We start from the raw sequence: 12,944 nt of genomic DNA, 5'->3' as shown, positions 1-12,944 counted from the left end.
ATGAAAGTTCTGATTTATACATCCAGTGGCGGCACTGCTCACGACTCGGCCGCCGAGGCAATTCGGCATTGGCTGGCGCGTGAGCGGCCGAATATCGAAGTGCGTGTCGATCAGGTGTTGGAGCGCTCGAGTAGCACCTATCGAGGTGGCGTAGAGCTCTACAACTGGATCCAACGCCGACGCCCCTGGTTGCACCAGCTGTATTGGCGCGCCATGGAGCTGGAAGACCTGATCAAGCCGGGCACCGTGCTGTTTGGGCGCCGCTATCTGATCCGGCAGCTGCGGGCATTTCGCCCCGACGTGCTGATTTCCACCCATCCCCACACCAACCGGGGGCACTTCGATCTGGCCAAGCGAGTGCTGGGTCCCCAGCTGCGCTGCATCACCTGCTGTACCGAGCTCGAGGGGGGCTTCGGGTTCAGCCGCAACTGGCTCAGTCGCCGCACCGACCTGTTTTGGGCCCTCACCGCTGAGGTGGTGCAGGAGGTGCAGCGCCGCCGCCCCGGCTTGCCGGTGGAGTGCCTGGGGCCCCTGCTCTACCCGGCGTATCACCAGGCTGGCCCGGCGGACCCGGTGCTGGACGGTCTGCCCTTGCTAGTGCTGGGCACAGGATCGAACGGGGCCAACAACCACCTGCCGCTGTTGCAGCAGCTGCTGCCCTTTGCCGGCCAGCTGGCGGTGGTGGCCCTGTGCGGCCGGCGCCATGCGGTGCAGCTACAGGTGCAGGCCTGGGCAGCTCACAATCCGGCCCTGGCGGTGGAGGCCCTCGGCTATCAGGGGCCAGCGGCGATGGCCGACCTCTACCGGCGGGCCTGGGCGCTTGTCAGCCGGCCGGGGGCCCGCACGGCCACGGAGGCCCTGTTCATGGCCTGTCCGCTGGTGTTCAATCACTACGGCACCACCATGCCCCAGGAATTACTGGCTCCCCGCTATTTTCAAGCCCGTGGATTAGAGGTCTCGATCCGCAGGCCCGAGGAGCTGGCCACCCTGGTGGGCCGGTGGCTTGCCGATCCCGCCGGTTATGGGGCCCTGCGCCAGTGCTATCAACAGCAGCGTTTGATGGCTGATCCTGCTCAAACTGTTGGGCGCTTGATTCAGCCGTTTGCTGACAAGTTGCCTTTGGGTTGTGTCCTTGGGTGAGAATGATGTGAATTTGCACCATCCTGTGCCCGAGCCGATTGCCATCGTGGGTATGGGCTGCCGCTTGCCGGGTGGGATTGAGTCTCCAGAGGAGTTCTGGAAGTTTCTGCGGGATGGCCGTGAGGCGATCGGCGAGGTGCCGCCGGAACGCTGGGATCTCGACCTGCACTACAACCCTGATCCCGCCCATCCGCTCACCCAGCACGTGCGCCAGGGGGGCTTTGTTTACGACATCGACCGCTTTGATGCCGCCTTCTTCGGCATCACTCCGCGGGAAGCGGTGTGCATGGATCCCCAGCAGCGCCTGTTGCTGGAGGTCGCGTGGCGAACTCTCGAGGATGCGGGCCTACCCCTCGAGCAGGTGCGCGGCACCGGGGTCGGGGTGTTCATGGGCATCTCCAGTGCCGATTACAGCTCCCTGCTCTGGGCGTCGCGCGAGCGCTACACCACCCCCGACAACGAACCCTTTGTGCTGCCGGGCAACACCGGCTGCATCGCCGCCAACCGGCTCTCCTATTTCTTCGACTTCAAGGGCCCCAGCTTCACCGTTGATACGGCCTGCTCCTCCTCCCTGGTGGCGGTGCATCTGGCCTGCGAAAGCATCTGGCGGGGGGAATCGGAGGCGGCCCTGGCGGGGGGCGTGCAGGCCCTGATCCACCCTGGGATCCAGATGAGTTTCTGCAAGACCGGCCTGCTGGCGTCCGATGGCCGCTGCAAGAGTTTTGATGCCAGTGCCGATGGCTACGTGCGCTCGGAGGGGGCTGGGGCCGTGTTGCTCAAGCCGCTGGCGGCAGCCCAGGCCGCCGGCGATCCCATCTATGCGGTGATTCACGGTTCGGCCGTCAACTCCGATGGCCGCAGCAACGGCATGGTGGCGCCCAACGCCCGGGCCCAGATCGCCTGTGTGCGCGCCGCCTTTGCCCGTGCCGGCATCGATCCCGCCGCTACCCAGTATGTGGAGGCCCACGGCACGGGCACCCGTCAGGGCGACCCGATCGAGCTGCGGGCCTTGGGCACGGTGCTTGGAGAGGGGCGACCGGAGGGGGAGACCTGCCGGGTGGGCTCGGTCAAGACCAACCTGGGGCACTCCGAAACCGCCGCCGGCATCACCGGCTTGATCAAGGCGGCCCTGTGTGTGGCCAAACGGCAGTTACCCCCCAGCCTCCATTGCCGCCGGCCCAATCCGTCGATTGATTTCGCAGGCCTGAAGCTGCAGGTGCAGACCAGCCTGGAGCCCTTCCCTTATCCAGAGCGGGCCACGGTGGTGGGGGTGAGTTCCTTTGGCTTCGGCGGCACCAATGCCCATGTGGTGCTCGCTGATGCCCCCCAGCAGCGCCCGCCGATGCGTTTTGGCGCACGCATGCCGCTGCAGTTGCTCAGCCTGTCGGCCCGCACCCCCGAGGCCCTGGCACAGGTGGCACGGGATCTGGCCGGGCAGCTGCAGGCCCAGCCCACCTTGAAACTGGCTGACCTGGCCGCCTCCGCCAACCTGGGCCGCACCGGATTCCGCCAGCGGGCGGTCTGCCTGGCGCGCGACAACGCCCAGCTGCTCGCCCAGCTCCAGGCCCTAGCGGCCGACCAGCGCCCCCTGCCGGAGGGGCTGGCCCGCGCCACAGCCTCGCGGCGGCCCGGCAAGCTGGCCTGGCTGTTCACCGGTCAAGGGTCCCAGGCCCTGGCGATGGGCCAGGAGCTGCTTGAGCACCCCTCCTTCCGGGAGGCCTTTGAGCGGGTGGCGGCCCTGCTGGATCCCCAGCTGGACCAGCCGTTGCGCGATTTGCTGAAGCCCCGCAGTGGCGATGAGGCCCAGGCGGCGGCCCGGCTGAACCAAACTGGCGCCACCCAGCCAGCCCTGTTTGTGCTGGGTTACGCCCTCAGCCAGCTGTGGCGTAGCTGGGGGGTGCGGCCGGATCTGTTAATGGGCCACAGCATCGGCGAGGTGCTGGCGGCCCACCTGGCCGGGCTTTTCTCCCTGGAGGACGCCTGCCGGCTGGTGGCTGCCCGCGGCCGGCTGATGCAGGCCCTGCCGGCAGCCGGTGGCATGGCGGCGCTGCTGGCCCCCCACGACCGGGTACGGGCCCTGCTTGCCCGCCATTGCGAGGTGAGCGTGGCGGCCTACAACGGCCCCTTGAACACGGTGGTGGCCGGGCCCACGGCGGCGCTGCGGCGGCTGCTGGCCGATGCCGAAACCACCGGTCTGCAGGCCCGCCAGCTGGCGGTGTCCCACGCCTTCCACACCCAGGCGATGGCACCGATGCTGGAGGCCTTCGAGCGGGAGCTGCGCCAGCTCAGCTTCTCGCCGCCCAACCGCTCCTTGGTGAGCACGCTCACCGGCCAGTTGGCTGGTGCCGAAATGGCCCAGCCGGATTACTGGTGCGACCAGGTGCTCAGTCCGGTGCGATTCGCCGAGGGGGTGGACACCCTGGTGTCCCAGGGAGCCCAGGTGTTCCTGGAAATTGGCGCCCGCCCCACATTGATTGGCATGGCGCGCCAGTGCAGCGACGATCCGGCGCTCAGCTACTGGCCCTCCCTGGTGCCCGGTCAGTCGGATTGGGACGCGATCTTCACCAGCCTTGGGGGGCTCTGGCGCAGTGGCTTCACGGTCGACTGGCAGGGCTTCCACCGCCCCTTCCCCTACCGGCGGGTCACCCTGCCGGGCTATCCCTTCGAGAAGCAGCGCTACTGGTGGAGTCGCCAGGGCGAGGCCGCTGCCCCCGCCAGCTTCTGGCTCGACCACCTGGGCATCACGGCCCCCGTGACTGCCGCTTTAACTGCCTCCGCCAGCCCGGTAGCTACGCCCACGTCCCCCCAATCCGAGCCCATGGTGCGGCTCGACCTCCCCGGGGATGGGGCCGTATATCAGGCCCTGTTGCGCACTGCGGGCAGCGACCTCGGTGATCACCGCATCCGCGGCCAGGCCGTGTTTCCGGCGGCGGGCTTCATCACGGCGGCACTGGGCCTGCTGAAGCAGGCGGGTGAGCCGTTGGCGCTCGGGCCCTTGCAGCTCGACCAACCGCTGAAGTTGGTTGGCGAGCCGGCTGATCAGCGCCTGCAGTGCCACTGGCGAGCCAGCAGCATCAGCTTCCACAGCCGCCCCGACAGCCCGGCGGTGGCCCCCTGGCTGGGCCATGGCGAGGTGGCGGTGGGGGGTGCATCCGCCGCGGACGCGCCCCTGGATGTGGCGCCCTCGCCAGCAACGGCCACGCCGGTGGATCTGGCTGGCCTCTACGACTCCCTGGCCGCGGCGGGCTTGGCCTATGGCCCCAGCTACCGGGGCCTGAGCCAGCTGCAGGTGGCTGAGGACCAGGCCTGGGCTGTGCTGGAGCGGCCGGTCGGCGGCCTCGACCGGGGCCTGATCGACAGCTGTTTCCAGGCGGTGGCGGTGCTGCTCGATCCCGCGGTGCGGCAGGGGCAGCTGTTGTTGCCGGTGGGGCTGGACGCCCTGTGGCTGGCGGCCTTGCCCCTGCCCGATCGGCTGCACTGCCAGGTGCGGCTCCAGCCCAGTGAGGAACCCGCCTTTGTGCGGGCCGATCTGCTGCTGCACGATGGCGCTGCGCCCCTGGGTTGGATCCGCGGGTTCCGCCTGCGGCGGTTGCCGCGCCAGGCGCTGGAGTGGTTGTTCCCGCTGCCGGCCGAGGATCTCGAGGCGGGTCCCCAGGATTGGCTGCTGGCCAGCCACTGGCAGGAGGCGCCACCGCTGGAGGCGCCACTTTTGGAGTTGTCGCCGGATGCCGGCCCCGAACCGCTGCTGCTTTGGCCCGACCTCGGCCAGGACGGCGTCAGCTTGGAGGCACTGGCAGCCGAGTTGCTGCTGCAGGCCCAGCAGCTGGCCGCAGCTGCGGCCCGGCCGGTGTGGCTGGTGCTCGAGGGCGGTGGGGCTTTGGCCTCGGGCCTGGCAGGCTTCGCCCGCTCGGCGGCCCTGGAGCAGCCAGCCCTGGGCTGGACGGTGTTGCATCTCGCCGATGGGGACCCGCCGGCTCCGGCCGATTGGCCCGCCCTGCTGGGCCTGGGCGAGCGGGAGCCCCTGCTGGCCTGGCGTGACGGCCGGGCCTGGGTGCAGCGGCTGCAACCCCTGGCGGATCGGCCATTCCGGCTGGAGAGCGGCTCCCTGGGCAGCCTGGAAACCTTGCGGCCGCTGCCCCTTAGGCGCCAGCCCCCCGGTGCGGGGGAACTGGAGCTGGCGGTGGAGGCCACGGGCCTCAACTTCCGCGATGTCTTGAATGCCCTGGGGTTGCTGGCGGGCTACAGCCGTCAGCTGGGCATGGATGCCGGCGCCCGCATGCCCTATGGCGGCGAATGTGTGGGCCGGGTGGTGGCGGTGGGTGCTGGTGTGGATCCGGCCCTGGTGGGTCAGCGGTTGCTGGCGGCCCTGGCGGTGGGCAGCCTGGCCAGCCACGTGGTCTGCCGCGCTGCACTGTGCGTGCCGCTGCCAGCGACCCTTGATCCGGCCCTCGGGGCGAGCGTCAGCACCGCCTTCCTCACCGCCATCTACGGCCTGCAGAACCTGGCCCAGCTGCGCCCGGGGGAAACCGTGCTGATCCACGCGGCCGCGGGCGGCGTGGGCCAGGCGGCCCTGCAGGTGGCCCTACGCTGTGGTGCTTGGGTGTTGGCCACCGCCAGTGCGGCCAAGCAGGCTGGCTTGCTGGCCCAGGGGGTGGAGGCGGTGTTCGATTCCCGCAGCCTCGACTTCCGCGATCAGGTGCTGGATGCCACCGGCGGCCGCGGCGTGGATGTGGTGCTCAACAGCCTCAAGGGCGACTGGGTAGACGCGAGTTTTGATGCCCTGGTCGAAGGCGGTCGCTTTGTGGAGCTCGGCAAGATCGAGATCTGGAGCCGCCAGGAGGCGGTTCAGCGCCGCCCTGATGCCCGCTACCTGCCCTTCGACCTGCTGGAGGTGGCGGCGGCGGATCCGGCCCTGGTGCGGGGCTTGCTGCTGGACTTGCTGGCCGACCTCGAAGCCGGCCACTACGCGCCGATCCCGATGCAGACCTTCCCGATCGAACGCAGCGTTGAGGCCTTCCGGCTGATGGCCCAGGCCCGCCACGTGGGCAAGGTGGTGATCAGCCAGGGCGAGCGGCCGGCTCCCTGGCTGATTGGCCCGGATGCCACCTACCTGGTGACCGGTGCCTTTGGCGGCATCGGCCAGCAGCTCTGCCGCTGGCTGGCGGCCCGCGGCGCCCGCTCCCTGGTGCTGGTGGGCCGGCGGCCCGATTCCCAGCTGGTGGAGCAGCTGCGCAGCCAGGGCGTTACCTGCGTGGCGGTGGCTTTCGACCTGGCGGCTGATTCGCCGGAGCAGCTGGCTGCCGTGTTGCGGGGCCAGCCCCTGGCGGGCCTGTTCCATGCGGCGGGCCAACTCGACGACGGTCTGCTGGAGGGGCAGAGCCCCGCGCGGCAGGCGGCGGTGATCGGCCCGAAATGGGGCGGGTGGCAACGGTTGGAGCAGGCCTGCCAGCTGGCGGGCTGTCGGCCGGCGTTTGGGGTGGCTTTCTCCTCGATGGCGGCCCTGCTGGGTTCGCCCGGGCAAACCAGCTACGCCATCGCCAATGGGGCCCTCGATGGCCTGGCCGCCGCCGGACCCCAGGTTTCTGGGCAGGCTGGCTTCCCCCTGCTGTCGGTGCAGTGGGGCCCCTGGGCCGGCGCCGGCATGGCCGAGGGCCTGGAGCGGCGCTTCCAGGCCCTCGGGGTGGGCTTGCTGCCGCCCCAGCAGGCCTTTGAGGCCCTGGGTTTGCTGCTCGAGCGGGGCCGGCCCGGCTGCGTGGCGGTGCTCCACAACGACTGGCCCCGGCTGGCCGGCCAATTGGGCAGTCGTCAGGCGGCGGTGCTGCAACCTCTCTTGGATGCCGGCGCCACCGGCCAGGAGGGAGGGGAGGGAGCGGCCCTGCGCCGCCAGCTGGCCGCGGCCGACGACGAGCAACGCTCCAGCCTGGTGGTGGAGCTGCTGCAACAGCGCCTGGCCACGGTGATGGGCCTGGAGGACGCCTCCAGCCTCGATCCGGGCGATTCGCTGTTCCATATCGGCCTCGATTCGCTGATGGCCGTGGAACTGGCAGCCGGCATCCAGCGCGACCTGGGCGTCAAGCTTGAGCTCGAATCGCTGGCGGGGGATCCCACGATCGAGGCCCTGGCGGCGGTGCTGCTGGAAACCCTGGTGGACCCGGCCGGCAGTGCCGATCGGGTGCTCGATCTGGGCCAGGAAGCCCAGTTGCCTGCCAGCTGGAGCCTGCCCGCCACCCCAGCTACCACCAGCTCAGCGGCGCCAACGCCCCCCGGCGAGGCGATCCTGCTCACCGGCGCCTCCGGCTTTCTGGGGGCCTACCTGCTGGCGGGCCAGCTGCAGCGCTGGGATGGGCTGCAGGTGCGCTGCCTGGTGCGCGCCGCTGATGCCGCCAGCGGTGTGGCGCGGGTGCGCGCCAACCTCGAGCACTACGGCCTCTGGCAGCAGAGCTGGGGCGAGAGGTTGGTGGCGGTGCCCGGTGATCTGGCCCAACCCCGCTTTGGCTTGTCGTACCAGGTTTTTGCCGAACTGGCCGCGGGCATTGGTGGAATCCTGCACAACGGCGCCCAGCTCAGCCAGATGGCGCCCTACAGCCAGCTGGAGACCGCCAATGTGGGCGGCACCCAAACCGTGCTCGACCTGGCGGTGCATCCGGCGGCCGCCGGGCCCCTGCCGGTGCAGCTGATCTCCAGCGTGGCGGCCTTTGAGGCGGCCGCCTATCGCAACCGGGCGGTACTGGAAAGCGACGACGTGGCCGAGTGGCGTGGCATCCACGTGGGCTACTCCCAAACCAAGTGGGTGAGTGAGCGGCGGGTTCTGGCCGCTGGGGCTGCCGGGTTGCCGGTCACGGTGTATCGCCCGCCCCTAATTGGGGGTCATTCCCAGACAGGCGCTTGGCACCAGGACGACCTGCTGCACCGGCTGCTGCGGGGTTGCCTAGCTCTGGGCATGGCGCCCGATCTGCCCTGGGAGCTGGATCTGGTGCCGGTGGACTACGTGGCCGATGCGGTTACGGCTCTGGCTTGGACGCCGGAAGCGGTGGGCCGCAACGTGCACTTGCAACACCCCCAGCCGATGCTGCTGGCCGATCTGCTTGGCAACCTGATCGAGCGGGGGGCGCCGCTGGAGCTGGTGTCGATGGAGCGCTGGCTCGAAGCGATCGATGCTGATCCGGCCAACCCCCTGCACGGCATTCGCGCCTTCTTCGTGCGGCGCTGGGGCGACGAGCAGCTCACCTACCCCGAGCTCAATAAGGCCGGGGTGCGGGCGCGGCCCAGCTGCCTGGCCACCGTGGCGTCCCTGGCGGCCCATGGCGTGCGCTGCCCGGGCTTCGAGGAACTGATCGGCCCCTACGCCCGCAGCCTGATCACCGGCGTCGCCTCGCTTTGATCGCCTCTCTTCTAGCCGGCGCCCTGCTGGCCACCCTCGGCTTGCAGCTGCTGCTCACCCTCGCCTTCGCGATGGTGGTGCGGCGGCGGTTGCGGCGGCCCCCCGGCCTGGCCCAGCCAGCACCGGCGGCCGAGGTGGTGTTGTGCCTGCGGGGCGCCGACCCCAGCCTGCCCGCGGCCCTGGCGGCCCTGGCGGAGCAGACCTACCCGGGCCCCTGGCGCCTGCTGGTGGTGGTGGATTCCCGCCAGGATCCGGCCTGGCCCCTGGCCGAGCACACGATCGCCCGGCTGGAGGCTGAGGGCCACGCTCGCTGGCAGGCGGCCCGGCTCACCCCCCTGGCGGCCCGGCAGGCCCAGGGTTCGCTCAAGAGCGCCTCGTTGCGCCAGGCCTTCGGCGAGCTGGATGCGGCCACCGAGCTGGTGGCCCTGGTGGATGCCGATGCGGTGGTGGCGCCCGGTTGGCTGGCGGCCCTGGCGGCGGGCTGCGGCCAGAACGGCGTCGGGGCGGTGTCGGGCAACCGTTGGTATGCGCCGGAGCAGGGCAGCGGCCCTGGGCTGGTGCGGGCGATCTGGAACAGCGGCGCCCTGGTGATGATGACCCTGTTGGTCATCCCCTGGGGGGGCTCGTTGGCGGTGCGCCGCAGCCTGATCGAGCCGAGCGGCTGGCGGGCGGTGCTCGCCACCAGCCTCTGCGAGGACACGGCCCTGCCGGCCCCGCTGGCCCGCTGCGGCTGGCGCTACGAATTCCGGCCGGAGTTGATCGCCCTCGACCGCGACGACGGCATCGCCCTGCGGTCGTTGCGGCGTTGGATCAGCCGCCAACTGCTCACCGCCCGCCTGCACCACCCGGCCTGGCCCCTGGTGGCCCTGCATGGCCTGGGCAGCGCCCTGCTGGTGCTGGTGGCGTTGCTGGTGGCGCTGGCGGCGCTGCTGCTGGGCCGGCTGGCCGATGGGGGCCTGCTGCTGGCGGCGCTGCTGGGTTACGAGCTTGGCTGTGTGGCGCTGCTGCTGCTGATCGAAGCGGTGGCGGCCCGGGCCCTGCAGCCCCTGGGTGGCCGCCTGCCCCGGCCGGATCTCGCCCATGCCTGGCGGCTGCTGCGCTGGTTGCCGCTCACCCAGTGGGTGTATGGGCTGGCCACCCTGCGGGCGGCCCTGGCCCGGCGGGTGGAGTGGCGCGGCGTCCACTACCGGGTGTCGGGCCGCACCGTGGTGCTGCTCAGCCCTTGAGCATCAGCTTGGCGAGGATCTGCATCGACTGGCGCAGGTTGGCTTCACTGAGGTCGTAATACGTACCGATCAGGAAGCCGGGGATCTCTGGCACCACCTCGATCTGGTGTTTCACGATCACACCGCCCTTGACCGGGGTGATCGTCCAGGTGCCCTGCAGCTCCTTGATGCGGTCGCCGCTGATCAGCTGATAGCTCATCTGGCTGGGGGCCGTTTCCTGCACCCGCAGGCGCGCCTTGATGCTCAGGCCGAAGGTGTAGGGGGCTTGGTAGGTCTGGGCTAGCTCCAGGTTGCGGCCTGAGCGGCTCACCACTTTGGCCTGCTGGATGTCCGGCATGACACCGGCCATCGACTCGTAGTTGGTGAGCACGCTCCAGGCCTTCTGGGCCGACACCGGCACCTGCACTGAGGCGGTGTAGCGACCCTGTTTGCCCTGCAGGCTCACCCGGCCGGGGGCGGAGCTGGCGGCGGCCAGCTGCACGGGTACCGGAGGTGGGGCAGCGAAAGCTGCAGGATCTCCCCCTGGCAGCGCCTGTAAACTTGCCGCTAGGGCAATAACTTTGGGGAGATTCCGTCGTTGCAGCAGGCGGAAGACCAGCACGGCGTCCAGGCGGATCTCGCCATTGTCGACCAGGACCAACCGCGGCGGCGGATCTACTTCCTCAGCGGTTTTGATCCCCGCGGCGCCAGCTTCTACTACCGCCTGTTCAGCGAGCAGGTGCGCCAACTCAAGCGGCGCAGCGGCCGGCGGCTGCAGGTGGGCCACCGTCGCGGCCAGGAGGTTGATCGGTTGCTGAGCCGCTGGCAGGTGCGCGAGCAGGGAGCCCTGGGCCTCGATTTCTGCTTCCTCCACTGGGATGACATCGCCCGGGCCCATTGGCCCAAGAGCCCGCTGCGGATGCTGGCGGCGGTGCTGGCCTTTGCCGGCTGGTATGTGGGCCAGGGCGGCTTGCTGCGCATAGCTCGGATGTCGGGGCGGGTGGCGTTGTGCGGCCTTTACCCGGTGCTGTTCACCGCCGGTTCGCTGATCGCCACCGCCGCGGTCACAGCCGCGCTGCTCTGGCCCCTGCAGCTGCTGGGCATCGGTGGCTGGCTGCTGGGAGCGATCGGAGCCCTGCTGGCGCTGGGTCAGCTGGTGCTGGCTTGGCGCCTGGCCAACCAGGTGGGTGTGGTGTGGCTGTTCCGCTCGATCCGCTTCACCCACCGGCTCGGCCAGGCCCGCGATGGCGATCTGCGGGGGCGGGTGGCCGAGCTGGCCGAGCGGATCCTCAGCCTCGAGCAGCAGGACCCGGCGGACCAGGTGTGGCTGGCGGGCCACAGCAGCGGCTCGTTTGTGATGGCGATGCTGGCGGCCGAGCTGCGGCGCCAGGGTGCCGACCAGCAGCTGGCGGGGCGGCTGCGGTTGCTCAGCCTGGGCCAGAACCTGGCCAACCTGGCGGTGCACGGCAAGGCCCGCGGCTTCCATGCCGACCTGGCCCTGCTGGCCCAGGAGCCGCGGCTGCCGTGGCTGGATGTCACCTCCCGCGACGACTACCTCTGCTTTGCGGCGGTGGACCCTTACCAGAGCTGTGGCGTGCCCCGTCCGGGGACAGGGGCCTACCCGGAGCTGCGGCTGATTCCCCTGGCCCAGCGTCAGGGGCTCACCAGCCTGGGGGCGCTGCTCAGCCACCAATTTGATCTGCACTTCGAATACCTGCGCACGGCGGCGCCGGAGCGCAGCGGCGGCTTCGACCTGATCGAGGAGCTGCTGCTGGCCCCATGACCCGCGAGCCCGTTTATCCGCCGCCGGAGCCCTACACCCCGAATTTTCTGCGCCGCATCCGTCGCGGCCTCTATTCCTGGTTTGGCCTGCTGAACGAATGGGACTTCCGCATCCCTGTGGGGGCGCTGCGGTTTATGGGGTTGAACCTGCTGCTGGTGAACGACCCGGCGGCGGTGCGCCAGGTGATGGTGAGCGCGGTGGAGGCCTTCCCCAAGCACCCCTACACCCTGTGGATCCTGGAGCCGCTGATCGGCCGGGCGATCTTCTCGGTGAACGGTGAGGAGTGGGCCCAGCAGCGGCGCCTGGTGGACCAGGCCTTCCAGGTGGCCCAGCTGCAGCGGGTGTTGCCCCAGATGGAGGGGGCGGTGGAGGCCCTGATGGCGCGGCTGGAGGCTCAGGTGGATGGCGGCACTGGTGATGGCGGCTCCATTGATGCCGACGCCGAGATGACGCTGGTGACGGCCGATGTGATCGTGCGCACGATCCTCTCGCGGCCGCTGGAGGGGGCGGAGGCCGAGGCGATCTTCGCGGCGTTTGCCCGCTACCAGAAACGGGCGGGCCGGGCCCTGATGCTGCGCTTTTTGCGGTTGCCGCGCCGCCGGCTACAGGGCTACCTGGCCACCCACGCCGCCCCGATCCGCGCCTGGATCGCCGCCGCCATCGAGGCCCGACTCGACACCGGTGACCACAGCTCAGAGCGCTCCAGCCCCCAGGATTTGCTGCAGGCCCTGATCGAGGCCCGCGATCCCCAGAGCTGCGCCCGCTTCAGCCGCGATGGGCTGGTGGATCAGGTGTGCTTCCTGTTTCTGGCGGGCCATGAAACCTCCGCCAGTGCCCTGGGGATGGCTGTGTATCTGCTGAGCTGTTTCCCCGAGGTGCAGCAGCGCCTGCGCGCTGAGGTGCTGCAGGTGCTGGGCTCCCGGGCCGGCGCGCCGGATCGGCCGCTGGGCTTTGAGGATCTGCGCCAGCTCAGCTATGGGGCCGCCATCTTCAACGAAACGCTGCGCCTTTACCCGCCGGTGAGCTTCTTCATCCGGGAGGCCCAGACCGACACGGAGCTGGCGGGCAGCCGCTGCCCTATGCGCTCCCTGGTGACCCTCTCCCCCTGGGTGATCCAGCGCCATGAGCAGCACTGGCGCGATCCCAACGGCTTCCGGCCTGAGCGCTTCCTGACGGACACCGCTACGGCTGATGAGGCCGCCAGTGCTGAAGACCGCCGCTGGGCCCGCGATGCGTTTTTGCCCTACGGCCTGGGGCCGCGCAAGTGTCCGGGGGCGGCATTTGCCCAGCAGGAGGCGCTGCTGGTGCTGGCCGAGCTGGTGCGGCGCTTTGCGGTGCTGCCCGATCCAGAGCACGAGCCCGAGCTGGTGGCGCGGCTCACGCTGCGCTCCCGCAATGGCATCCGGGTGCGCTTGCGGCGCCTCCCCTAGCCCAG

At 70.2% G+C, this 12,944-nt stretch carries 6 protein-coding genes; 5 read left to right on the top strand and 1 reads right to left on the bottom strand.

Features of this window, described 5'->3' with window-relative positions; genetic code table 11:
• The 3 genes from KBY70_RS03890 to KBY70_RS03880 are packed head-to-tail and all read left to right on the top strand — an operon-like array spanning position 1 to position 9,747.
• Positions 1-1,140: an MGDG synthase family glycosyltransferase gene (locus KBY70_RS03890; protein WP_254987466.1), complete on the top strand. Its 1,140-nt coding sequence runs from the start codon at positions 1-3 to the stop codon at positions 1,138-1,140.
• A 25-nt stretch (positions 1,141-1,165) separates the two neighbouring features.
• The gene (locus KBY70_RS03885; RefSeq protein ID WP_254987465.1) at positions 1,166-8,521 is read left to right on the top strand and encodes a type I polyketide synthase; all 7,356 of its coding nucleotides are present in this window, start codon (positions 1,166-1,168) and stop codon (positions 8,519-8,521) included.
• Entirely contained in the window at positions 8,518-9,747 is a 1,230-nt protein-coding gene (locus KBY70_RS03880; protein WP_254987464.1) for a glycosyltransferase, read from the top strand. The genes KBY70_RS03885 and KBY70_RS03880 overlap by 4 nt, the downstream gene beginning before the upstream one ends.
• Here KBY70_RS03880 and KBY70_RS03875 read toward each other — a convergent pair.
• Complete coding sequence (locus tag KBY70_RS03875) at positions 9,737-10,228, bottom strand: SRPBCC family protein (protein WP_254987463.1); 492 nt, start codon at positions 10,226-10,228, stop codon at positions 9,737-9,739. The genes KBY70_RS03880 and KBY70_RS03875 overlap by 11 nt on opposite strands.
• A gap of 96 nt (positions 10,229-10,324) precedes the next feature.
• Here KBY70_RS03875 and KBY70_RS03870 point away from each other — a divergent pair, with 96 nt between their 5' ends.
• A complete protein-coding gene (locus KBY70_RS03870) occupies positions 10,325-11,509 on the top strand; it encodes a hypothetical protein (RefSeq protein ID WP_254987462.1) in 1,185 nt (394 codons plus the stop codon).
• The gene (locus KBY70_RS03865; RefSeq protein ID WP_254987461.1) at positions 11,506-12,939 is read left to right on the top strand and encodes a cytochrome P450; all 1,434 of its coding nucleotides are present in this window, start codon (positions 11,506-11,508) and stop codon (positions 12,937-12,939) included. The genes KBY70_RS03870 and KBY70_RS03865 overlap by 4 nt, the downstream gene beginning before the upstream one ends.
• The last annotated feature ends 5 nt before the right edge of the window (positions 12,940-12,944 follow it).

This window comes from Cyanobium sp. ATX 6E8 (genome assembly GCF_024346335.1).
Lineage (GTDB): Bacteria > Cyanobacteriota > Cyanobacteriia > PCC-6307 > Cyanobiaceae > Cyanobium_A.
The sequence above is the reverse complement of the archived record's forward strand: the minus strand, read 5'-3'. Positions and strand labels throughout refer to the sequence as shown.